At 59.0% G+C, this 24,785-nt stretch carries 17 protein-coding genes; 3 read left to right on the top strand and 14 right to left on the bottom strand.

Translation table 11 applies throughout. The annotated features are described in order from the left end of the window. Window positions 1-15 precede the first annotated feature (15 nt). From addA to BOSE62_RS03225, 6 genes are read right to left on the bottom strand one after another with little or no spacing between them, the layout of a single operon-like run. Entirely contained in the window at window positions 16-3,468 is a 3,453-nt protein-coding gene (addA, locus tag BOSE62_RS03250; RefSeq protein WP_159642031.1) for a double-strand break repair helicase AddA, read from the bottom strand. Then, a complete protein-coding gene (gene addB, locus BOSE62_RS03245) occupies window positions 3,461-6,460 on the bottom strand; it encodes a double-strand break repair protein AddB (protein ID WP_159642029.1) in 3,000 nt (999 codons plus the stop codon). The genes addA and addB overlap by 8 nt, the downstream gene beginning before the upstream one ends. Then, window positions 6,453-7,169: a nucleotidyltransferase family protein gene (locus BOSE62_RS03240; protein ID WP_159642027.1), complete on the bottom strand. Its 717-nt coding sequence runs from the start codon at window positions 7,167-7,169 to the stop codon at window positions 6,453-6,455. The genes addB and BOSE62_RS03240 overlap by 8 nt, the downstream gene beginning before the upstream one ends. Beyond that, window positions 7,166-8,152 (bottom strand): aminoglycoside phosphotransferase family protein, encoded by a 987-nt coding sequence (locus tag BOSE62_RS03235; protein ID WP_159647870.1) that lies wholly within the window; start codon window positions 8,150-8,152, stop codon window positions 7,166-7,168. The genes BOSE62_RS03240 and BOSE62_RS03235 overlap by 4 nt, the downstream gene beginning before the upstream one ends. Beyond that, window positions 8,149-8,592, bottom strand: a complete 444-nt coding sequence (tsaE, locus tag BOSE62_RS03230; protein WP_159647869.1) for a tRNA (adenosine(37)-N6)-threonylcarbamoyltransferase complex ATPase subunit type 1 TsaE — start codon at window positions 8,590-8,592, stop codon at window positions 8,149-8,151. Before tsaE ends, BOSE62_RS03235 begins: the two co-directional genes overlap by 4 nt. A 7-nt stretch (window positions 8,593-8,599) precedes the next feature. Further along, window positions 8,600-10,951, bottom strand: coding sequence for a sensor histidine kinase (locus BOSE62_RS03225; protein WP_159642025.1), 2,352 nt, complete (start codon window positions 10,949-10,951; stop codon window positions 8,600-8,602). A 113-nt stretch (window positions 10,952-11,064) separates the two neighbouring features. Between BOSE62_RS03225 and moaB the strand changes: the two genes are divergently transcribed. Beyond that, window positions 11,065-11,592, top strand: a complete 528-nt coding sequence (gene moaB / locus BOSE62_RS03220) for a molybdenum cofactor biosynthesis protein B (protein ID WP_159642023.1) — start codon at window positions 11,065-11,067, stop codon at window positions 11,590-11,592. A 48-nt stretch (window positions 11,593-11,640) separates the two neighbouring features. Continuing rightward, entirely contained in the window at window positions 11,641-12,738 is a 1,098-nt protein-coding gene (locus BOSE62_RS03215) for a PA0069 family radical SAM protein (protein ID WP_159642021.1), read from the top strand. Here the strand turns inward: BOSE62_RS03215 and BOSE62_RS03210 are convergent. From BOSE62_RS03210 to BOSE62_RS03190, 5 genes are all read right to left on the bottom strand, one after another. Further along, window positions 12,735-14,342 (bottom strand): long-chain fatty acid--CoA ligase, encoded by a 1,608-nt coding sequence (locus tag BOSE62_RS03210; protein WP_159642019.1) that lies wholly within the window; start codon window positions 14,340-14,342, stop codon window positions 12,735-12,737. The two genes, BOSE62_RS03215 and BOSE62_RS03210, sit on opposite strands and share 4 nt — an antisense overlap. A 50-nt stretch (window positions 14,343-14,392) precedes the next feature. Next, window positions 14,393-17,896 (bottom strand): DNA polymerase III subunit alpha, encoded by a 3,504-nt coding sequence (gene dnaE, locus BOSE62_RS03205; protein WP_159642017.1) that lies wholly within the window; start codon window positions 17,894-17,896, stop codon window positions 14,393-14,395. A 135-nt stretch (window positions 17,897-18,031) separates the two neighbouring features. After that, a complete protein-coding gene (locus BOSE62_RS03200; RefSeq protein ID WP_159642015.1) occupies window positions 18,032-18,505 on the bottom strand; it encodes a glutathione peroxidase in 474 nt (157 codons plus the stop codon). A 97-nt stretch (window positions 18,506-18,602) separates the two neighbouring features. Continuing rightward, entirely contained in the window at window positions 18,603-19,289 is a 687-nt protein-coding gene (locus BOSE62_RS03195) for an ABC transporter ATP-binding protein (protein WP_159642013.1), read from the bottom strand. Further along, window positions 19,282-20,532: a lipoprotein-releasing ABC transporter permease subunit gene (locus BOSE62_RS03190; protein WP_159642011.1), complete on the bottom strand. Its 1,251-nt coding sequence runs from the start codon at window positions 20,530-20,532 to the stop codon at window positions 19,282-19,284. The genes BOSE62_RS03195 and BOSE62_RS03190 overlap by 8 nt, the downstream gene beginning before the upstream one ends. Before the next feature lie 521 nt (window positions 20,533-21,053). Here BOSE62_RS03190 and BOSE62_RS03185 point away from each other — a divergent pair. Then, window positions 21,054-21,533, top strand: coding sequence for an Hsp20 family protein (locus BOSE62_RS03185; protein ID WP_159642009.1), 480 nt, complete (start codon window positions 21,054-21,056; stop codon window positions 21,531-21,533). Window positions 21,534-21,699: 166 nt separating this feature from the next. Here BOSE62_RS03185 and BOSE62_RS03180 read toward each other — a convergent pair whose 3' ends face one another. The 3 genes from BOSE62_RS03180 to secG all read right to left on the bottom strand — a co-directional run bounded on the left by BOSE62_RS03180 (window position 21,700) and on the right by secG (window position 24,726). Further along, a complete protein-coding gene (locus tag BOSE62_RS03180) occupies window positions 21,700-22,386 on the bottom strand; it encodes a Crp/Fnr family transcriptional regulator (RefSeq protein ID WP_159642007.1) in 687 nt (228 codons plus the stop codon). 139 nt (window positions 22,387-22,525) lie between these two features. Continuing rightward, a complete protein-coding gene (locus BOSE62_RS03175; protein WP_159642005.1) occupies window positions 22,526-24,157 on the bottom strand; it encodes a CTP synthase in 1,632 nt (543 codons plus the stop codon). 176 nt (window positions 24,158-24,333) lie between these two features. Then, entirely contained in the window at window positions 24,334-24,726 is a 393-nt protein-coding gene (secG, locus tag BOSE62_RS03170) for a preprotein translocase subunit SecG (protein ID WP_159642003.1), read from the bottom strand. Window positions 24,727-24,785: the final 59 nt, after the last annotated feature.

Below are 24,785 nucleotides of genomic sequence, written 5' to 3'. Positions count from 1 at the left end.
TGGCGTAAAGCTTTTTCATATCGGCTCAAAGCCGGGCTTGTGCCGGTCGATCAGATCCGGCGCAAGCTCGAGCATGAGCGGACCATGCGAATAGAGCAGCCCGGCCTTGATCGGCCGATCCGGGAATATCTTTTCCAGCGCGGCGACATAGGCCGCCATCTGGCGCAGATAGGCGACGGGCGCCTGTTCGGCACTGTCGGGCACCCAGCGACCGGTCTTGAAATCGACGACATAGATTTGGTCATCGGTGATCAGCAATCGGTCGACCGTGCCGGAGATGACATGTTCGCCGACGACCGCGGCTATCGGCGCTTCTGCGAGACTTTCCGGCGCGAAAAGCGCCGACCAGGCCGGATTGTCCATGACCGTCAGCACCGTCTGGATGATCTCTGCGCGGCGCGGCGGATCGGCGATCTGCTTCTGCTTTTCCAGCCAGCGGTCGGCGACATCCAGCCGGCGCTCCGGCGCGATATTGGGCAGGCGCTGGAACAGGCTGTGCAACAATATCCCGCGTTCGGCCGCATCGCGCATGGTCAGGTCCGGCGGCGGATTGCTGGCATCGTCGGGGCCGAGATGCGAGGGTGTCAGGGGTCGCGGCGGGCGCGATTCTTCCGGAGCAGCCCGGAACAGCCAGTCCGGTGGCGGCACATGATCCCCTGCCCCGTCAGCAGCTCTTTCGGGAGCCGCCGGTGCAGCGGGCCTGTTCCGGCTCTCCGTCCGATAGTCCCGCACAGCCTGCCAGTCCGGATCTTCGCGCCATTCGCTGCCCAAGGCCGTCAGACCGCGCTCCATCGCCCCATACCAGCTCAGTTCCGGCACTTCGCCTTTCGCTCTGGGTCCGAGCACGCCGGCAACGACCAGATGTTCTTCTGCCCGGGTCATCGCGACGTAAAGCAGCCGCCAATGTTCTTCCATCGCGACCTTGTCGGCATAAGCGGCATGTTCGGCCAATATGCCGACGCGCTCGGCCTTGCGGACCGGGACAACCGGATATTCCAGTTCGCGACCGGTCCCCTCGCCCAGTTTGATGCTGAAACCGCTGCTTTTCTTGCTCGCCGGGTCGAAGGTCGCATTGGCGAGGATCACAAGCGGCGCCTGCAATCCCTTGGCGCCATGGACGGTCATAAGCCGCACTTCATTGCCACCCTCGACCTGTTCGCGCTTGATTTCGACATCGCCCCGGTCGAACCAGTCGAGAAAACCCTGCAAGGTCGGAATATGATCCTGCTCGAAGGCCAAGGCCGTGGCCAGCAACTCGTCCAGCGGATCGACCGCCGCATGGCTGAGGCGGGCCAGCAATTTGCGCCGGCCCTGCATCGGACCGGACAGGATGGTCTCGAGAAACTGGTAGGGCGTGTTGAAATCGGCCATGGCCATCAGTTGCTGCAGTGGTTTGATTTGGTCGGCCAGGCCGTCCTGCCTGCGCAAGAACTCCCAGAGGCTTTTCTCTCCATTCTCCTTGCCGCGATGACCGCGCGCCAGAAAATCCTCCTGGCTCCAGCCGAGCAGCGGCGACACCAGCAGGCTGGCGAGATTGAGATCGTCATTCGGCTGCAGCACGAAACGAATGGCCGCGAGCAGATCCTGCACCACCAGCGGCTGGTTGAGGCGAATACGGTCGATCCCGGCGACTGGAACTTTCTCGGCAAACAAACGGGCGACGATGAGTGCGCTCAACTCATCGCGCTTGCTAACAAGGATCAATATATCCTTGGGTTGCAGCGCCCGGTTTTGCCGGTCCAGCCACAGCGGATTTTCCGGCGACAGCCACTGTTTGATCTGCACCGCCAGCTGCTGGGCGAAGACACGTTTTTCTTCGCTGGCCCAGGATTCCTCGTCCTCATCGTCGGCATCGCTTCTGCTGGCAATCGGCTTCCACAAGGTCACACTGCCGCTCGCATCCTGATAGTTGCTACGATGTTCCGGAACCCGGTGATCGAGCCCCAGTTGTTCGTGGCCCAGCTGTTCCAGCGTGGCATCGACCGCTTCCAGAATGGGCGGGGTTGAGCGGAAGCTCCGGTCCAGTGACAGATCGCCGAAAGGCTGTTCCGATGCCTCCGCCAACGCAAAAAATCCGGTTCTCGCACTGGCGTAATTATGCGGGCTTGTGCCCTGAAATCCGAAAATTGCCTGTTTGAAATCGCCCACCGTGAACAGCGTCCGGTGGCGCTCGGGTTCGACACCCATGCCGGCAAAAAATTCGTCGGCCAGCGCCCGTACGATATCCCATTGCGCGATATTGGTATCCTGCGCCTCATCGATCAATATATGGTCGGTGCGCTGATCGAGCTTGTATCGGATCCAGGCCGCCATATCGCTTTTCTGCAGGAGGCTAGCAGTCATCCGGATCATATCGTCAAAATCGACCACACCGTGCAGCTTTTTGGCATCGGCATAGCGATGGTAGAAAGCGCGACCGGCCTCCAGAGCGCCGGCAAACAGGTCGGCATATTCGAACAGCACCGCTTTCTCGAGCAGGCCGTTGCTCCATTCGAATAATGAACCGGCGATAAGATCATAGTCCGGCAGCGCTTTCAGCAGTCCCTTCGTAGGCTTCGGCGGTGCGCCGGTGGTCTTGGTTGCCCAAGCCAGATGAACATCGGCCAAGCCAGCAGCGCGCTCCTGCGGATTGAGGGTCAGCCAGAGGCGGATCGCCAACTGCCGCTCCTGCTCCTTCTTGCCACCGGCTTCGGCCATCGCATCGCGCAACCGCGTGATTGCCCGCAGATCAATTGCTTCATCGGTGCAGCGGCTGGCCAGCCACGACTGGGCATCCCCGTCGATCGGCAAACCAAGCAACTGACGGACGAAGGGCAAGGTTCCGGAAGGCAGCCCTTCCATCGCATCGGCCTTGGCCGCGCAAGTCATCAGAAACTGTTCGGTCGCTTCCTCGCCCATCCGGACGCTCAGGCGCTGGATCGCTTCGACAATCTGCGGACGTCCGGCCTGCTCCTCCTCGAGCAGCAGATCACCCAGCACCTCGCGCGCCAATATCTTCTGGTCGCGATCCTCGATCGGCTTGAACATCGAAGCGATACCAGCTTCTTCGGGAAAGGAGGCGAGCAGCGACTGGCAGAAGCCGTGAATTGTCATGATCCGCAAGCCCCCACCCTGCGCATCGAGAACCCGGGCAAACAGGGTGCGCGCCCGTTCGCGGGTTTCCGGTCCTGTTGATGCGCCGATCGCCGCAAGATCGTTGGCGAGCAGGGTGTCGTCCATCCGCACCCAGGCTGTAAGTTGCCGGTTGATCCGCTCTGCCATTTCCGCCGCGCCCGCCTTGGTGAAGGTCAGGCAGAGAATATGCTCCGGATCGACGGTCTCCGTGAGCAACAGGCGAAACACGCGGGCGGTCAGGACCTGCGTCTTGCCGGTTCCTGCGGACGCGCTTAACCAGATATGGGCGTCCGGCTTGACCGCATCGATCTGCCGGTCCTTGAGCGGGAAGATTTTCGGTTTTTCGCTACTCATGGTCCGCGGCCTCCGCCGGCGCGCGGCCATACCATTCCTCGAGCCGCATCAGCTGGTCATAATCGGCATAGCGGGCATATTCCGGATGCAGCATGGCGGTCATCGGTTCGTCGCCCAATATATAGCGGTCGGCGGCCTCGTTGAACCGGGCGACGGCATGGTCGACCATCGCGTCGGCCGGAATGATATTGTCACCGCGCCCCTTGGCGGGTGAGCGGATATAGCCGAATGCATCGACGCCACCCTTTTTCGCCAGCGACCAATATTCAAAGGCCACCGCCTCGCCTTCAATATCCTTGAAGCCGCCCAGTTCGGAGATGGCAGCGAGCAGGCCAAGCTGCAGATTATAGCCTTCGGCCACCGCCTTGTTGCTCGGCGCGCCGCCGGTCTTGTAATCGACAATGGCGAGTCCGCCATCGGGCATCCGGTCAATACGGTCAGCGATGCCCGACAGTTCGACACCGGTAATCTCGGCCTTGCCATAGATTTCCGAAGCCAGCGGTTCGCGACCCGTCTTGCGGCCCTCGGCCAGCGTGGCAGCGATCCAGTCCAGCCCTTCGAGCAGGCGCGGCGCCCACAGGCTGCGCATCAATGGGTGTAAGCCCGGGTCCTGCAGAAAGCTCTGCGCCCTTTCCCGCAACGCCGCCGGTGCATAATCATCCTGTTTGGCCCATTGCTCGAGAATATCGTGAATAATGGTCCCCCGCCAGGCGGCACTCGGATCCGCATCGATCATGTCGAGCGCCGCGAGGCCCATGACTTTCTTTGCGTAAAAAGAATAGGGATCGGCGATCAGGCTATCGACCTGGGTGACCGAAATCGGGATATGGCGCTGCTCTTTGCTCGGTAACGGAGCGGGGCGCGCATAAGGCTGGGGTTCGCTTTCCGGCTGGTCGATCGCCGACAACCAGGCGCGGGCTTGCGGATGTTTCTTCAGATTGTCGCCGCACATGCCCTTCAGCCGCAGCAGGAAGCGCGAGGCAATGGCCGGACCGGAATCATCCCGGTGCGCGCGGGAGAGAATGACTTTTCTGGCGCCCATCGCGCCGACGAGATCGTGCGCGGAAAGACCGATCTGCCGTTCCTGCGCCGGCAGGCCGAGCGACTTGCGGATCATTGGCGCGAGCCAGGGATCGGGCGTGATGGCCTGCGGCCAGCTGCCCTCGTTGAGGCCGCAGCAGATAACGAGGTCGGACTGTTGCAGCCGCGCTTCGAGCAGACCGTAGAGCGCGATCCGCGGGTGGCCGCCATAAGGCGGGCGCACGGATATGTCGGCCATCAGGGTTTCGAAATAGCCGGGCAGCTCATCCGCCTTTATCCGGATCGGCCCCATTTCCGCGCGGGTCTGCAACTTGGCCAGCAGGTCAGCCATTTCCCGGCCACCCGGACCGGCCCAGATCGCGCCTTCCGTCAAATTTTCGGCGAGTTGCCGCAACTGGTCGAGCAGTTTCGGCCAGTCGAGCGCAGCAACGAACAGGCTTTGCATCGGTTCGAATATGGTGCGCACCGATTGCCACCAGGGAATGATGGCTTCCCGCAGCTTCTTCGTCCGATGATTGTCTGCCTTCAGCAGCGCGTCAATGCCCGCCAGTCCCGGTGCCGGACGCGGTCCGCGCAGCAACAGGTCGAGCTTGCGGACATGGTCGAGCCATTGCAGCCGCCCTTCCCCGCGCTGCACCAGCGGATGCTTGAGCAAGGCCAGAAATTCCGCCGGCGGGAAACCGTCCGCGACCGCCGACAGCAGGTTCAGGAAAAATACACCCTCCGGCAGCTTCGCCAGCGGCTGGCCGGCCGTGTCATCCACCTGGATATCCCAGCGTTTCAGATGGGCGGAGATGCGGGTTGCCAGAGACCGGTCCGGCGTGACAATCGCCACCCGCTGATCCGGGTCTTCCAGCGCCTCACGCGCCAGCAACGCGATGACCTGCGCTTCCTCGGCGCTGTTGCGCGCCTCGACCGTCTGCACCCCGGCGAGACTGCGTTCGCTGCTGTCCAGCGTCTGCCAGCGCACCGTCAGCTTCGGGATCGCGAAGGCATTGCTCAGCGCCCGGCTCCGCTTGGCCGCCGCGCCGCTTTCGCCGGTGCGCGGCCAGCGCAATATTTCGCCCCGCGCAATCGACATCCGGTCGAGCAGCACTTTCATATGATATTGTGGATGGGTTTCTTGGGCGCGCTTTACATAGCCGCTGTCGGGGTCGGGCTGGAAGGGACCCAGCATATCCCATTCCGCGTCCGGCATGATCAGGTCGAGATCGGGCAGGACCGCCAGCCCCTGCGGCATGAAGGCTATGGTCTCGAGAAAACGGGCAATGGCCGGAGCGGAGGTGGTTATACCGGCCGCAACGACGAAATGATCGGGCGGCGACGTCTTCCAGCTTTTGGCGATATGATCGAACAAAGCGTTGCGGCGGACCGCCTGGTCCACCCGCTGCCATGCATCCAGCTGCTTTCGCCATTTCTCGGCAATGATCAGGAAGAAGCGATAGGAATCCTGCCAGTGGCGCGACAGGTCGAGACTTTCCGGCTCCGTCTTCATCAGGTCGGCCAGCGAGATTTCCTCGACATTCAGCTGGTCAAGCGTGCTGGCGAACTCGCGCGCCAGTCGCAGCGCATCCTTGGCCAGTATCGCGTCGTCGCGCAGCCGGACTTCCTTCTGGATCAGCTGCGCGAGCGTGAGCAAGCGGTCCATCGGGTCGACGGCGGCCGGAATATCCAGCGCCAGTTCGCCGGAGTCGAGCGCGACACCGATGGATTCGTCCAGATTGAGATCGCCGATCACCGCCATTTGCGGGAGCAGAAGCCCGTCTTCGCTCAGCCGGACGAAGGCATCCTGCAAGGCGCGCTGGGCGCGGTTATTGGGCAGTATGACGAGCCCACGGGCCAGCCCGAAAGCATCCTTGGCAAAACGGTCGATCAGCCCCTGTGCCAGCGCATCGGCGAAGCCGCCATGCGCAGCGATATTGTAGATGGATGGTCGCCGACGGTCAGACATTCGCCAGCGCGGCTTCTGTCGGCGCGATCGCCTGCGGCGTGCCGACCTCGAACCATTGGCCTTCGTGTACTGCCCCGAACAACCGACCGTCCCCGATGGCGCGCTCCCAGAGGATATTGGTAGAAAAGGGGCCGGCGGGTGCATCGCGCAACAGTCGTTTGGAAATCAGCTGGATGCCGGAGTAAATCAACGGTGCCGTCTGTCCGGGTCGCCTGCGCGAAATCCGCTTTTCGTCATCGAGATGGAAATCGCCGTCGCCCTTGTAATTGTTGGCCGCTTCCCGTTTGACCAGTAGCAGCAGGGCATCCATACGATCCCCGTCCCAGGCCTGCGCCAGTTGCAACAGGCTGTTGGTCGGCCCGTTGGTCCAGAGATTATCGCTGTTGATACAGAAAAAAACATCCTCTGCGATAAGTGGTTCCGCCCGGACCAGACCACCACCGGTCTCCAAGAGCTGCGCCCGCTCGTCGGACACAAGGATATCGACCGGATAGGGCACGGCGGCCAAATGTGCTTCCATCAGGTCTGCATGATAATGAACATTGACCACGGCCTTGCTCACGTCCGCTTCGACCAGCTTCTCGAAACAATGGTCGATCATCGCCTTGCCGGCCACCTCGACCAAAGGCTTGGGACGGCTATTTGTAAGCGGCCGCATCCGGGTACCCAGCCCTGCCGCCATGATCATCGCGGTTTCGACCCTGGTCATTTGATTGCCTTCGTCACCTGCATGGGACGGCTGCGGACCTCTTCGGGGATATTCCGGTCGAACCATTGCGCGACTGGTGCCAGCGCGGGGTGACGCAGGTCCTTTTCCAGCAGACGCCACATTCTCGGCAGGAAATCGAGATAGCGCGCCTTGCCGTCCCGCACGCAGAGACGGGTGAAGATTCCGATGATCTTGCTGTTTCGCTGTGCGCCCAGAATGGCGTAATGACCGCGGAATTCGTCCGCCGCATCCCTGTCATGATCGGTGAGATAATATGCCAGCATATCCTCTTCGAGTTCGTCCGCCACATCGCGCCGGGCATCCTGCAGCATCGACACCAGATCATAGGCCGGATGCCCCATCAGCGCATCCTGAAAATCCAGCAGGCCGAGCCGGCCGTCGTCCAGCAGCATGATATTCTCGGCATGATAGTCGCGCATCACGGTGACCGGCGGATCTTGCGCGGAAAGAACCGGCGCCAGAACCTGACGCCAGATCGCTTCGAAACCCTCCGCATCAACCTCCAGCTGCTGCGCCGGGCAATACCATTCGGTCAGCAAATTGGCCTCCCGCAAATATTGGGCCTCGTCATAGGGCGGCAGTGATGCCGCCGGCGCCTGATGCAAATCCCGCAGCAGATCCATTACCCGGCGGTATATCCCATCTTCGGCCGACGGATTCTCATCCAGATATTCGCGCATTCGCTGGTCGCCAAAATCCTCCAGCAGAACCAGTCCCCGATCGAGATCGCGAGCGTAAATCGCGGGTGCTGCAAATCCGGCACCGGTCAGATATTCGGCGATCGCGATAAACGGCCGGGGATCTTCATGCGGCGGCGGCGCGTCCATCAATATCGCCTGACGACCACCCTCCTCAACGCGGAAATAGCGACGAAAAGACGCATCTCCGGCAACCGGTGATATGCGGGCGTCCTGCCAGCCGTTCTGCTTCAAAAATTCTGCCGCCGTAGCAGGCGGTTTCATGTCAATGGCCATCGGTTGTTCCAAGCGTTGCCGGCAGTCCAAGTCAACCGGCGATTGCCTTCCACGGTTATTTCAAGTTCAAGATTGAGCGCATCATTCCAGAAACCGTCGGGCATCCGGTCGGGCCATTCGACGATCATCGCGCCGTCAACCAGCACCTCTTCGAGACCGAGTTCGGGAATTTCTTCGGGGTCGTCGATACGATACAGGTCGACATGAGCGACGGGAATTCTGGTGTCGGGCGGTTCATAGGGCTGGACAATCGCGAAGGTTGGACTGGGCACTTCCTCGCTATAGCCAAGCCCTTCCAGCATGCCTCTCGCCAATGTGGTCTTGCCTGCGCCCAGCGTGCCCCGCAGCGCGATCTTGTCGCCGGCGCGCAATAATTTGCCCAGTTTCCGTCCGGCGTCCAGAGTTGCCTGCTCGTTTTCGAGGATCATCATAGTATCAATGCCGCGGCAATTGCAGGGTGACCAGCGTGCCCTGCCCCGGTTCGGATGTGAGTGACAGATCGCCGCCATGGGCACGGACCAGCTGCCGCGCGAGAGGCAGGCCAAGGCCGCCGGATTTCTGTCCGGCCTTCTGATCCCGTGAACGGGCAAAACTGTCAAACACCTTGGACTGCTCGCCGGCGGTCATCCCGGGACCATTGTCGGATATATGGATCATTGCTTGCTTCACATTTCCCGATCCGTGGATGAGCAATCTGCCACCGTCATCAGTATATTTGATCGCATTGTCGACGATCTGCGAAATGGCCTGTGTCAGGCGCTTCTTGTCGGCCATTGCCGAACCGAGCGTTTCGTCCAGCTGCAGTTCCACGCCGATCGCCTTGGCGGAAGCATCATCGGCAAAATGACCGGCAATATCCTCTATCATCTTTTTCAGATTGACCTTCTCCTTGGCGATTGGCAACGCGCCGGCCTCGCTCTGGCTGAGGTCGAGAACATTTTCGATCTGGTTGCCAAGCCGTTTGACCGACTGCAGGATCGCCCGCACATAATCGTGCCCCTGGTCAGTCAGCGGCCCGGCAATGCCCTGGTCCAGAAGCTCGGCAAAACCGCCGATAGAAGTAAGCGGGGTCCGAAACTCATAGCTCATGTTGGACAGGAAACGACCCTTGATCGAGTCGGCTTCGACCAGCGCTTCGTTGCGTTCACGCAGCGCCTGCTCGATCCGGTAGCTGTCCGATATGTCCAGCATGGTGAACAGTGCGTTGCCATCGGGCAAGGGGATCGCGGCAAATTCAAACCGGCGGCCATCGGCGAAGTTGAGCCGCCCACCCTTTTGCTGACGTTCGGTGGTAGCGCTCCGCACCATTTCGCGCACTTCCGAAATTCGCGCCGGCTGCTTCAACTGGCCTGCCATTTTCTGCATCAGCGAATCCACACGCGGATGTTTCCCGAGATCGGTTTCCGCCAGTCCCCAGTTGCTGGCAAACTGGTGGTTCCAGATGTTCAATTTTCCATCGGCAGCGAACACCGCAAGCGACTCGAACAGATTGTCGAAGGTCGCGGTCCGCACCCTGAGCAATGTGTCGCGGGCGCTCGCCAGCTGGACCTGTTCGGTGCGGTCTTCGAAAATGACCAGCAGCCCGCCGTCCGGCGTCGGATTGGCCAGCACCCGCAAATGGGTTCCGTCGGCCAGCAGCCAATTCTCTTCCATCGCCCTGGCGGACTGGAACCAGCCGGTCCGTTCCTCGCGCCATTCCGGAAAATCACGGACTTCGGGAATGCGGTTCATCTCCCGCATGCGATCCAGTACGCGCGGAAATTCGGGCCGTTCCGCGATCCATTGCTGGCGCATGGAGAAAATGCGCTGGAACGGAAGATTACAGAATTTCAGCGATTTGTCCGCGCCAAACTGGGCCACACCGGCGGATATACGGTCAAGCATATCGCGCTGCGATTCCCCGAAACGCCGCTGTTCCCGGCGCGCATCTTCCAGATCCTGGATGTCGATCGCATAGCCGGCGATCCCCGATTTGCCGAGCGGCACATCGACCACCTGGGTCATCCGCCGTTCGCCGCCAACGGTTGTCGCAACGACCCGTTCAAGCGGTTCGCCCCTGTCCCGCGCCCGGGCCGCGGCATCGACGGGACTGAAACCGTCGACCGGTTCGACCAGTTCGACCCCATTGGCAATGACCTGCTCGCCATTCTCGGCATCGACGGCGGCAACATAGGCGCTGTTGACCAGTGTCAGGCGCAGGTCGGGCGAGCGGTGCCACATCGGCACCGGAGCCGCCTCGATCAGGGCGGAAAGCGCATCAAACGCCGCCCGTGCCGCCGCATTCTCCTCGCGTAGCTTGGCGATCTCGCCCTCGCTGTCGGTCGCGTCGAAAATCCAAAGCAGGGCACTCCCATTGGGCGCGATTTTCTGGTCCGCCAGCCCGCCACGGATCAGCAACGCCTTGTCCGACCCCCGCACATTGATCGCGCGGACGAAACTGCTTCCGGTTTTCTGGGCGAGATTGACATCCTGCATCAGCGCGTCGAGATCCTCCCGGACCATCCCCCGACTCTCCTCGGACAATTCCGAAATATGGGCCGGCAGATGATCGAAACCGAGCCAGAGCATCAGCCTTTGCGAGGCCTCCAGCTTGCCGTCGGAACGGACGAGCAGCGGCAGCGCCGGTGATGTTTCCAGCAATCGTCCGAGCCTGCCGGATTGCCGGAGGGTGGATTCCGCCTTGGCCTTCATTGCCAGACCGGTCCAGATGGCCCAGGCAGCCACGCCCAGCCAGGCCGCAAGTATGAGGCCCAGTATGACAGCCGTGAGATCAGGGACGTTGGACATTGACTAATCCGATTAGACGGATAGTTAACCCACGAAAACCCCTATTCTTTATGACTTGGAAATGCGCCGCAGACTAAGTTATTCTGGGCGTCTTACCAAAGCGGAGAGCAGCCATGCCAATCGACGAAAGCCGGACCTTCAAACCGATCAATATCGCATTGCTGACCGTGTCCGATACACGCTCGCTGAAAGAAGACACGTCGGGCGACATCTTGGCTGGACGGATCGAAAGCAAGGGCCATGTGCTGCTCTACCGGAATCTGCTGAGAGACGATAAATCCGTGCTGGTGGCACAGCTTCACCAGTGGATTGACGATGAAGAGGTCGATGTCATCATTACCACCGGTGGCACAGGCCTGACCGGACGCGACATTACGCCGGAGGCTCTGGATGCGGTCAAGGACAAGGATATACCGGGTTTTGGTGAATTGTTCCGCTATCTCAGCATCGCTCAAATCGGCACTTCAACGGTGCAGTCCCGCGCTTGCGCCGTGGTTGCGCGCGGAACCTACATTTTTGCGCTGCCCGGCTCAAACGGCGCGGTCAAAGACGGCTGGGACGGCATCTTGGACACCCAGCTGGACAGCCGTCACCGGCCCTGCAATTTTGTCGAGTTGATTCCCAGACTGCTTGAAAGATAGCGATTAAATTTATTTGTTCTTACTATGTTCTCATAGTATGAAGACGCGATGGTCGACAAGCACAAGGAATTTTACCTGGCCCGCAAGGGCAGAGGTGCACCAAGCAACGGGGTTTCACAGCGGTTCAATCTGCAGGACCGCGAGATCGACGGTGACTGGCTGGACGAACGGGAATGGATCGGCGACAGCCCTGCACCACTGCGGACCGACGTCACCACCGAATTTCCCAAATCGATCATTACGTACAATCAGTCACCGGACCTGCCCTTCGACCGCTCGATCAATGCCTATCGCGGCTGCGAACATGGCTGTGTCTATTGCTATGCCCGACCGACCCATGCCTATCACGACCTGTCTCCCGGCCTTGATTTCGAAAGCCGGCTGTTCGCCAAGCCCAATGCCGCCGATCTGCTGCGCCGGACATTGGCCAAACCCGCCTACCGGCCGGCCAGCCTCGCCATCGGCACCAACACCGATCCCTACCAGCCTATTGAAAAACGTTACCGGATCACGCGGCAGATCTTGGAGGTCATGCTGGAAACGCTTCACCCGGTGGTAATCACGACCAAATCCAGTCGCGTGGTCGAGGATTTCGACTTGCTGGCTCAGCTTGCGGTGCAGCAGCTTACGGCGGTGGCGATTTCCGTTACCTCGCTCGATCCGCAGACGGCGCGCCTGCTGGAACCCAGAGCGCCCGCTCCCGCGCGGCGGCTGGATGCCGTGCGGGCGCTCAGCGACGCCGGCATATATGCGCATGTCAATATCGCGCCGGTCATTCCGGGGATCACCGATCACGAGATTGAAGCGATTGTCGCGGCGGCGGCGGATTGTGGCGCCAAGAGCATCTCGTTCATTCCCATGCGGTTGCCGCACGAAGTGGCGCCGCTATTCGAACAATGGCTGGAAAACCATTATCCGGAACGCAAGGCCAAGGTGATGAGCATCGTCCGGCAAATCCGCGGCGGCAAGCGCAACGATCCCGGCTTCCACAGCCGCATGCGCGGCCAGGGACCATGGGCCGACCTGATCCGCACCCGCATAGGCATCGCGTCGCGCAAGGCGGGAATCGGCAAGGCGAATCTCAAACTCAGAACCGATCTTTTCCGGCGTCCGGTGATCCAGGGCAGCCAGATGGAACTGTTCTAGGCGTCCAAGAGGCTCTTCAGCTGATAATCTTTATATTCGTCCCGCAGCGAGCGCTTGAGGATTTTCCCGGTTGCGGTGTGCTGCAATTCGTCGACGAATTTCACTTCGTCCGGCAACCACCATTTCGCGACCTTGTCGCCGAGATATTCGATCATATCAGCTTCCGACACATCGCTGCCGGGTTTGCGCACGACCAGCAGCAGCGGCCGCTCGTCCCATTTCGGATGGTAGACACCAACCGCCGCCGCTTCGGCAACGCCCGGACAGCCGACAGCGGCATTTTCCAGCTCGATCGAGCTGATCCATTCGCCGCCCGACTTGATCACATCCTTGGCCCGGTCGGTAATCTGCATCGTACCGTCGGCATGCAGCACCGCGACATCGCCGGTATCGAACCAGCCGTCATCCGCGACCGCATCCTCATCCGCACGATAATAGCGCTGGATAATCCAGGGGCCCCGGATTTCAAGCGTCCCGCTGGTCTTGCCATCGCGCGGGGCGACATTGCCCTCCTCGTCGATCACCCGCAGTTCGACGCCGAATGGCGGCCTGCCCTGTTTACAGATAACATCTACCTGCTCGTCAAAGCTCAGCTCGTCCCAGTTGGCGGGAAGCGAACCGGCCGTCCCGATCGGAGAAGTCTCGGTCATGCCCCAGGCATGGGCGACGCGGATGCCGTTCTTCATCAGCCGTTCGATCATCGAGCGCGGGCAAGCAGAGCCGCCGATCACGACAACCGCCAATTTGCCGTAATCGCCACCATTTTCATCCATATCGGCAAACATTGACAGCCAGACGGTCGGCACGCCCGCGCTATGGGTCACACCCTCGTCCCGGATCAGCTTCCACAGGACATGCGCTTCATTGCTGGCCGACATGACCATTTTCGCGCCAACCGCAGCACAGGCAAAGGGCAAGCCCCAGGCATTGGCATGAAACATCGGGACCACCGGCAACATTACCGAGCGGGTCGCCAGATCCATCACATCCGGCTGCACCTCGGTGATCGCGTGAATGACGTTCGAGCGATGCTCGTACAGCACACCCTTCGGGTTCCCCGTCGTGCCGCTGGTGTAGCAAAGGCCGCAAGGATCATTTTCATCGACATCGACCCATTCGAAATCGCCATCTTCCGCGTCGACAAGCTCGCGAAAGGTCGGATAGTCGCCTTTCTCGCCATCGAACTGGATATAATGCTCAACCGTTTTCAGCTGCGGCTTGAGCATTTCGACAATGGGAGCGAACATCTTGTCGAACAAGAGCACGCGGTCTTCGGCATGGTTGATGATATAGACCAGTTGCTCCTCGAACAGGCGCGGATTGACCGTGTGGAGAATGCCGCCAATACCGGCCGAGCCGTACCAGCTGATCAGATGATGCGCATGGTTCATCGCGATGGTCGCGATCCGGTCGCCCCTGTTCATGCCGAGCCGTTGCAGCGCCTGAGAGAATTTGCGGGATTCGAGCCCTATTTCGGCCCAGTTGCTGCGGCTGATACTTCCGTCGGCCCAGTAGCTGACAATCTCGCGATCACCATGTTCTCTGGCGGCGTGATCTATCAAATTGGTAATCTTGAGCGCGCTCGCTTGCATCGCACCGGCCATATTATCTCTCCAGACTAGTTGTATTTGGCCGGTTTCTGGTATGTTTCAGGCTAGCTGACAAGCCTTAATTTGGGTTTCGCCACCCGCATCGGTCGCGCCGGCCCCAAGCGGACGTTGGCCAGGCCTTCAACCCGCTCCAGCATCTCCACCGTTTCAGCGTCGAGGCGGAAGGATCGTCCGAGGCAGACTTTGACAAGATCATCGTCGGGACCAGCCATGATTGCCACTATTTCGCTCTGGCCGCCAAGCAGCGGCGCCACCAGATTGGTCAACTCGTGCAAACCGGCAATATCGAGGATTTCCAGCTCCATCCGGGTGCGGGTGGTCTTCTCCAGACCGTCCAGCGGTTGCACCGTCCGGATCGCAACCCGCGGATTTTCATCTTCCGACTGCTGATCCAGTTCAACCTTGAGCAGGGCACAGCGCCCTTCCTGCGAGAGTTCCTCCAGAATCTTGCACTGGTCTTCGTCAAAGCAACTGGCGGAAAACTGGCCGCTGCTGTCCGACAGGTCGGCGAGCGCGAATCTCTTGCCCCTGCGGCTGTCCCGCCAGCGCACCTTTTCGATGAGAGCGGACATCACCGCCGGTTTGCGTATGCCTTCGCCGATCGGTTCCCCGCTGCACAGGGCCGCATAGGTCATGGCGCCAAGCGAAGAGGAAACCGCCTGAAACTGGGAAACCGGGTGCGAGGAAAAATAGAAACCGAAAGCATCGCGCTCCCGGGACATGATCTCGTTGAGCGACCAGTTGCTCCCCTCCGGCAATCGGATCGCCTGCATGTCCCCCCCGGCACTACCCTCCCCAAAAAGGCCGCCCTGTCCGCTTTCACGCGCATCGGTCGCACTGCTGGCCACCGAAAGGATCATGTCCGCACCATCATGGACCGCCGCGCGATTAGGCTCCAGATCATCAAAGGCACCAGCCGAAGCCAGGCTTTCCAGCTGGCGCTTGTTGAGACCATGCGGATCAATCCGGTTGGCAAAATCCTCTATCGACAAAAACGGACCGGACTCGGCGCGTTCGGTGACCAGCGCGTGCATTGCCTTCTCGCCGACATTCTTCAGACCGGCCAGCGCATAGCGCACGGCGAGTCCGGATTCCGGCTGCTCCTCGACCGAGAAATTTGGCCGGCTTTTGTTGATTGCCGGCTGCAGCACGGTGACTCCCAGCCGCTTCATGTCGTCGACAAAAATACTGAGCTTTTCCGACTGATGCATATCGAAGCACATCGAAGCGGCGTAAAATTCATGCGGGTGATGCGCCTTTAGCCAGGCCGTCTGATAGGCGAGCAGCGCATAGGCCGCCGCGTGGCTCTTGTTGAAGCCATAGCCGGCAAATTTGTCGATCAAGTCGAACAGTTCGTTGGCCTGATCACTGTTCAGACCGTTTTCCGCGGCCCCCGTCACGAACCGCTTGCGCTGGACATCCATTTCCGCCTGGATCTTCTTGCCCATGGCCCGACGCAGCAAATCTGCTTCGCCAAGCGAATAGCCGGCGATGATCTGCGCGGCCTGCATCACCTGTTCCTGATAGACAAAAATCCCGTAGGTTTCCTTGAGAATTTCTTCGAGCAAGGGATGCGGATAAGCAATATCGACGCGTCCGTTCTTGCGGTCCCCGAACAGCGGTATATTGTCCATCGGGCCCGGCCGGTAGAGCGAAACGAGCGCGATAATATCACCGAAATTGGTTGGCTTCACGGCCGCAAGCGTGCGTCGCATGCCTTCGGATTCCAGCTGGAACACACCGACGGTATCGCCGCGCTGGAGCAGCTCGAAAACTTTGTCGTCTTCCCAGCTCAGGTTTTCCAGCTCGACCGTTATGCCGCGTTCAGCAAGCAGTTCGACCGCCTTCTTCAGCACCGAGAGCGTTTTCAGCCCCAGAAAGTCGAATTTCACCAGACCGGCTTTTTCAACAAATTTCATGTCGAACTGGGTTACCGGCAGATCCGAGCGCGGATCCCGATACAGCGGCACCAGCTGATCGAGCGGACGATCGCCGATCACCACCCCTGCAGCATGGGTAGAGCTGTGGCGCGGCAAACCTTCCAGTTTCATGGCCAGATCGAACAGCCGCTTCACGTCCGCCTGCTTATATTCCTGCGCCAGTTCCGTAATCCCGTTGAGCGACCGCTTCAGATCCCAGGGATCGGTGGGATGATTGGGTACCAGCTTGGTCAGCCGATCCACCTGCCCGTAAGGCATCTGCAGGACCCGGCCGACATCGCGCAACACGGCACGCGCTTTGAGCTTTCCGAAAGTGATAATCTGGGCAACCTGCCGGTCGCCGTATTTTTCCTGCACATAGCGAATGACTTCACCGCGCCGGGTTTCGCAGAAATCGATGTCGAAATCGGGCATCGACACACGTTCCGGATTGAGGAAACGTTCGAACAGCAGTCCAAGCTGGATCGGATCCAGATCGGTAATGGTCAATGCCCATGCGACAACCGAACCGGCACCCGAACCACGCCCCGGCCCCACCGGTATATCATGATCCTTGGCCCATTTGATAAAGTCGGCAACGATCAGGAAATAGCCGGGAAATCCCATGCTGACGATCACATCCAGCTCGAAAGCCAGACGTTCAAAATAGACTTGCCTTTCCTCCTCGTCCGTCACCCCGGCAAACTCCAGCCGCCTTTCGAGGCCGGCGGTGGCGTCTTTGCGCAATTGTTCGATCTCCCCATCCAGATCGCCAGCGAGACTGGGCAGGATCGGGTTCCGCTTGGGCGGTGAAAAGGCGCATCGCTGGGCGATGACAATGGTGTTCTGCAACGCTTCGGGTATGTCGGAGAATAGTTCCTCCATCACCAGCGCGCTTTTCATCCACAGATGTTTGGACGGCTTCTCGCGCTCGTCATTTTCGACATAGGCCGACTGCGCGATACATTTCATCGCGTCATGGGCTTCGTGGAAATCGGGTTCGGAGAAACAACTCGGGTTGGTTGCCACCAGCGGAATATCCCGGTCCATCGCCAGCGCAATCAGGCCCTGCTCCGCGGCCATTTCGACCGGGTCCTCGCGGCGCGACAATTCGATATAGAGCCGTCCCGGGAAATATTGCTGCAACAGGGAGAGATAGGCTTCGGCTTCCGGTTGCTGCTCCTCGGCAATCAGACGGGCTAGCGCGCCCTCCCCGCCCCCGGTCAGGGCCAGCAGTCCGGCATTATGGTCGCGCAACATTTCCATGGGAACATGGGCATCGAGTTCACCGGGGCGGTCGAGATGGGAGGCTGAAACCAGCTTGCAGAGATTTTCATAGCCCTCGGCATCCTGGGCATAGAGCGCGACCCAGTCCAGCACCACTTTGGCCGGGTCCGCCCCTCCGGGCCGCGCTATCCTGAGAAAGCAGCCGGTGATCGGCTGCACGCCCTGGGAGCGACAGCCGTCATCAAACGCCATGGAAGCGAAAAGGCCGATCCGGTCGCATAGGGCGACGGCCGGAAAGCCGCGCTCTTTTGCCGCAGCACCAATGACGGCCGGCTCCATCGCTCCGTCAAGAATAGTATAGGCAGAAAAGGTTCGAAGAGGGACGAAGGGAGTCTGGGCCATGATACTCAGACTAGCGCTCGATCCTGGTCTTGCATATGGCGACGATCAGACCGGGAGAAACTATCGACCATTTGTCCACAGCATATTTGCCGGCAATGGTGCTGGATTGCGTCCGGGACAAAGGACAGAGCTTGGCTACAACAGCTCTTCAATCTCGTTTTTCAGCTGGTCGGGCTTTACAGCGGGACCGTAGCGCGCGACGACATTGCCTTCGCGGTCGACGAGAAATTTGGTGAAATTCCATTTGATCCGGGAGCCGAGCAGACCGGATTTTTCCGCTTTCAGATATTTCCACAGCGGGTCGGCGTCATTGCCGTTGACGTCGATCTTGGCCATCAGCGGGAAGCTGACATCATAGTTCAGCGAACAGAAATTCTTGATTTCGTCGGCATCGCCCGGTTCCTGATTGCCGAATTGGTTGCACGGAAAGGCCAGTATTTCGAGGCCCTTGTCATGAAATTCCCGATGCAGCTTTTCGAGCCCTTCATATTGCGGCGTGAACCCGCATTTCGAAGCGGTGTTGACGATCAGCAGCACCTTGCCCTTGTGCGCAGACAGGTCCTCCATCGAACCATCCGCCTGCTTCACCTGAAATTCCGTAACCTTCATATGCGCCCCGCAATGTTTGTTTCTAGATTTTCCCTGCCCCACAGATTGATACTCGCAGGAGAAAAGTCAAAGCCAATCTCGATTCGAGCCGAAAAGCCTAGGATAAAACACCTTCATGCAGCCGCACAACCCGATCCATTTTGGCCGCCAGCCGCTCGTTATGAGTGGCAATCAGGGCGGCGCTGCCTTCCTGCCGCACCAACGCAATAAACTCGGAGAGAACCAGATCGGCGGTCGCTTCGTCCAGATTGCCGGTCGGCTCGTCGGCCAGCACCAGTTTTGGCGAAGTCGCGAGGGCGCGGGCAACGGCCACTCTTTGTTGCTCGCCACCGGACAATTTGCTCGGATTATGATCCAGCCGCGCACCCAGTCCCAGGCTACACAGCAATGTTTCGGCTCTGGCCTCGGCTTCTTTCTGACTCGTCCCGGCAATAAGCTGTGGCATCACCACATTTTCCAGCGCGCTAAAATCGGGTAGCAAATGGTGGAACTGGTATACGAAACCCAGAAGATCGCGGCGGATCCGCGTATGACCACTGGAAGGCAGTTGCGCGGTTTCTTCACCGTTCAGCTTGATCGAGCCCTCAAAACCGCCCTCGAGCAATCCCACCGCTTGCAGCAATGTCGACTTGCCCGAACCGGACGGGCCGAGAAGCGCGACAATTTCGTTCGCGTGGATGTCGAGGTTGACGCCACGGAGCACCTCGATCCTGACATCTCCCTGGACGAAACTGCGCCGTACATCTCGCAATTCCACCGTTTTTGCATTTTCTCTGTCACTCATAGCGAAGCACCTGGACGGGATCGGTACTGGCCGCCTTATAGGCGGGATAAAGCGTCGCCAGGAAACTGAACAGCAGCGCCAGCCCGGCGATACCCACGACCTCCATCGGATCGGTTCGCGCCGGCAGTTCGGTCAGAAAGCGGATCGACGGGTCCCACAGATTCTGGCCGGTGATCATCTGGACAAAATTGATAACATTCTGCCGGAAATGGATTGCGATCAGGCCGAGTATGATCCCGGCGGCGATGCCGAGCGTTCCGATGGATGTGCCCACCGTGACGAAGATCCTAACCAAGGAAGCACGCGAGGCGCCCATCGTGCGCAGGATCGCAATATCCCGCGTCTTGGCGCGCACCAGCATGATCAGCGACGACAATATGTTGAAAACCGCTACCAGGATGATGATCGAGAGGATGACGAACATCACCACCCGTTCAACCTGCAGCGTTTCGAAAAGCGAGGCATTCATTGTCTGCCAGTCGGTAATCACCCCGCGATCGGCCACCTTGGGCACGAGAGGCGCGATTATCTTGCCGACATTGTCGGCGTCATTGGTCTTGATTTCGATCATCCCGATCTGGTCGCCGAGCAGCAGCAGGGTCTGCGCATCTTCCATCGGCATGATCACGAACGCCTTGTCATAATCATAGACGCCGACCTCAAAAATAGCGGCGACGTCATAGGCGATCTCGCGCGGTACCGTCCCGAACGGCGTCGAGCGCCCTTGCGGATTGATGATGGTGATCCGGCTTCCAACCTGCGCACCCAGCGTGGTCGCCAGCCGGCTGCCGATGCCGACCCGTCCCGATCCGGACTCGAGCTGCGCCAGATCGCCGGAGATGGTTTTTCCGTCGAGCGTCTCATTGTTCAAAATGTCCGGCACCTGCATACCACGCACCAGCACGGCTTCGACCCGTCCGTTGAACGTGGTCAGCAAGGGTTGCTCGATCAAAGGCGATGCCGAGATAACCCCCTCGGTCTCGCGGGTTTCCTCGAGCAAGTCGCGCCAACCGGGAAGACGGCCGCCATAACCCTGGATGACGGCGTGGCCATTGAGACCGACAATCTTGTCGAACAGCTCGGCGCGGAAACCGTTCATCACGCTCATCACCACGATCAGTGCGGCTACACCAAGCATGACCGCGACCAGACTGATGCTTGCGACGAGGAAAATGAATCCCTCCCCCTTGCCTGGCAACAGATAGCGTTTTGCGATGACCCATTCATAACGGGATAGGAGCATGACTTGCGACGACTTCCTTGGATCAGAATATCCTGCCTTTACGGTTGCAGGTCGGGGCAAGCAAGTGGCATGGCACGAAATATGCTGTTGCCAATATGCCACAAGCGGCGACCAATCTTCCAAAACCAACAATTTTGTCATGACAAAATTAAGTCAGTCGATCAGATATGCCTACAGAATCAAACATCTCGATAAACGGGTCATGGTTCAGGGATCCCTTCCGGTTCCGCCAAATGTTGGGGGACAAGCGGCGTTGAATAGGACGGGAAAACAGGGGACGAATTAGTTCGTCACCATTTTCGCCCGGGTGCTTAGCGGCATCCGGGCGTTTTTTTCACTGCGAAAACATCCAAGATATAATTATCCAAAGCATTGGTATTTCTGTCTTTTCTTCCCCTTGAAATCGGGAAAGTTGATCATATCTCTATTGATGTGGGGCGCCATATGGGTTCCACAATAACGAACCGGATGCCGCATTTGCGGGTCCAGATTTACATTGCTCAATTGCAGAGGATATAGATATGAATCGTTTAGACTTTACCCCCTACCGCCGCTCAACCGTAGGTTTTGACCGGCTGTTCGACCTTCTTGAAAATAATGCCCGCGCGCAGCAATCCGAGAATTACCCGCCGTTCAACATCGAACGCAGCGGAGAAGATCATTACCGGATCACGCTGGCCGTCGCCGGTTTCAAGGATGATGAAATCGAAATTACCGCCCAGCAGAATCTGCTGCTCGTCGCCGGCAACAAGAAGACCGACGAACAGGAAGGCAAGCAGTTCCTGCACATGGGAATAGCCAACCGCAACTTCGAACGGCGTTTCGAACTCGCCGACTTCGTCCGCGTGGAAAATGCCGCGCTAGCCGACGGGCTGCTCGAAATCGATCTCGTCCGGGAAATCCCCGAAGCGATGCGGCCACAGACGATCGCGATCAACAAGGGCGACAATGTCACCAAGATCGCGGACAAGCGAAAGAAGAAAGAAGAGAAAGCCGCCTAGGCAGCGCATTTCTTCGCGAATCAGGGGCAGCCGGAGCGATCTGGCTGCCTTTTTTACCGTAGCTGAAATGAAATGGGGCAGCCGGATGAGGATCCGACTGCCCCTGACACCCGCTTGGTGTCACTCTTGACGATAATTAGCCCGGGTCGCAAAAGGCCAATTTTCGTCAAGAATCTGCTTCGGCAATATGGGAAAGCATCGCGTGGTCCAAAATCCGGACCTTCCCGCTCTCCACTGCCACAATCCCGCTTTCCGACCAGGCGGACAGCTGACGATTAATATGTTCACGCGACATCCCGGCAAAATTGCCGAGCTCGCTCTGGCTCAGGTCCAGCTTCAGACGCCCTTCATCTGCCCCGGCCACGGATAGCCTCAAAAGATAGCGCGCCAGTCTCGGCCCCGAGGTATAGGCACGATCGCCTTCGATCATGCTGTTGGCCGAACGGATGCGCTTGGCCATGACCTTGAGCAAGCGCAAGGCCATATTCTTGTGCTTGGCCAAAATATCTTCAAAGGCTTCCCGCGTTATCGACAACGCCGACGTTGGTTCGATGGCGGTAACACTGGCGGTCCGCTCGCCACCATCCAGCAGTGCGATTTCGCCCAGAACCTGCCCGGCTTCCGCATAGTCAAGAACAACCTCATAACCATTGCTGGCGATCATGCTGGTGCGCGCATTACCTGATAATAATATCAGAAGCGAGTTGCCAGGATCCCCCTGCATGATCAATTCGTCCCCTTTTTTATATTGCACGAAATGTCCACGCAATATCAAGTCAGCCAGCTCAGCGTCGTCGCAGTCAGCAAATAGGCTGTGTTCAGCCAAAAGATCTGCTAATTCTTCGACTTTCACTGCACCCGCCCCCGGCCTAATTCGAAGTTTCCACTAACTTCTTTATGCCGCATAATTGTGACAATAGTCACATCTCGTAAAATATATTGGACAAATTCGACATGTACCGGAATCTAGCCAAAACTATAGCTTGGCGTCCCTAAACGAGACGGCTTTGCTGCAACGCTGCGGCTATGAAGGAAGCAAATAGCGGATGCGGATCAAAAGGCTTGCTCTTCAGTTCCGGATGGAACTGTACGCCGACAAACCAGCTGTGATCGGGCCGTTCGACTGTTTCGGGAAGCTCGCCATCGGGTGACATTCCTGAGAACATCAGACCGGTTTGTTGCAGCCGCTCGACATAGCCCTTGTTCACCTCATAGCGATGGCGATGACGTTCGCTGATTTCGCGGCTGCCATAAATTTCGCTGATTTTCGATCCCTGCTGCAGCACCGCGTCATAGGCGCCCAGGCGCATGGTACCGCCCAGATCTCCGCCGGCCTCGCGCTTCTGCAGGCCTTCTTCGGTCATCCACTCGGTGATCAGGCCGACCACCGGTTCATCGGTTTCGCCAAATTCGGTGGTCGATGCACTGGCTATGCCGGCCAGATTGCGAGCCGCTTCGACGCACGCCATTTGCATGCCCAGACAGATGCCGAAAAACGGGATATCGTTTTCGCGAGCGAATTTGACCGAACCGATCTTCCCCTCGCTGCCCCGTTCGCCAAAACCGCCGGGCACCAGAATCGCGTGAAGCGGCTCCAGTTTGGAAGCAAGGTCTTCTTCATTTTCAAACAGTTCCGCATCAAGCCAGCGGACCTGCACTTTAACCCGATTGGCGAGACCGCCGTGAAACAATGCTTCCTGTAGCGATTTATAAGCATCCTGCAGGCCGACATATTTGCCGACCACGCCGACGATGACTTCACCTTCCGGATGCTCGATCCGCTCCATTACGTCATTCCACCGCGACAGGTCCGGTTCCGGCGCATCGTCGATCGAGAAGGCGCGCAGCACCTCTCTGTCCAGACCTTCCTGATGATATTGCAACGGCACATTATAGATATTGCTGGCATCCAACGCCGGGATCACGGATTCCTTGCGGACGTTGCAGAACTGGGCGATTTTTGCCCGTTCGGAATCGGGCAGCGGATGTTCGCAACGGCAGAGCAGGATGTCCGGCTGGATGCCCAGCGAGGTCAATTCCCGGACGCTATGCTGGGTTGGCTTTGTTTTCAGTTCACCAGCTGCGGCAATATAGGGCACGAGAGTGACATGTACCGAAATCGCATTGTCCCGGCCGACCTTGTTGCGCAACTGCCGAATCGCTTCGATAAACGGCAGACTTTCGATATCGCCCACGGTTCCGCCAATTTCGCAAAGGACGAAGTCGATACCGTCGAGCTTGTCTTCGGCAAAGGCCTGGATCGCATCGGTGACATGCGGAATGACCTGGACGGTTGCGCCGAGATAATCGCCACGTCGCTCCTTGGTGATGATCGACTGATAGATTCGGCCCGAAGTCACATTGTCGGATTGCAGCGACGGAACGCCGGTAAAGCGCTCGTAATGGCCGAGATCAAGGTCGGTTTCCGCCCCGTCGTCGGTAACATAGACTTCGCCGTGCTGATAAGGCGACATCGTGCCCGGATCAACGTTGAGATAGGGGTCAAGTTTCCGGATTCGCACGGAATATCCGCGAGCCTGCAACAGAGCACCGAGGCTCGCCGCCATCAGACCTTTGCCAAGAGAGGAAACCACACCGCCGGTAATGAAAATATATCGCGCCATGGGAGGAGAGGCTTAAGGCCTGTTAGGCCCAAATGGCAATCCCGCGAATCCGGAAAAGCGAAATAAATATTATTTGACAGCGTTCATCATTTGCTGGGTGAGCGGCCATGTTCCGCGCGCACGACCAAAGGTCGCGATCTTCGCGAAAACAGGAGTGAAGATGCTGCTGGAAAGTCTTATTGGTCGAGCGGGACGGCCCCGTCGGGGCTGTCCGCCGGCGCTTCTTCTGCCGCAGCGGCAGCCGCTGCGGCCAATGGATCGTCACCGACCAGAGGCACATCGTCAGCCGGTGCAGATATTGGTGCCGTATCGCGCTGCAGACTCTGGTCGATCGTTTCAATCTTGCCTTCCGCAGCCGCCATAACCGCAAGGGTGATCGACAATGCGACAAATAATACCGCCAGAATGGACGTCGTTCGCGTCAGCAAATCCGCCGCGCCGCGCGCCGACATCATGCCCGATGGCGAGCCACCCACACCTAATCCGCCGCCTTCGGATTTCTGCATCAAAATGACGCCCACCAGCATGGCGGCGACAATGGCTTGAAGGACGGTGACAAAAAGAAACATGGGTTTTCCGAACTAATTTAACGAGCATGCGCTCCGACGTGCAGCGCACATAGCGATTG

Source organism: Sphingorhabdus sp. 109 (assembly GCF_902506555.1).
GTDB lineage: Bacteria > Pseudomonadota > Alphaproteobacteria > Sphingomonadales > Sphingomonadaceae > Parasphingorhabdus.
The sequence above is the reverse complement of the archived record's forward strand: the minus strand, read 5'-3'. Positions and strand labels throughout refer to the sequence as shown.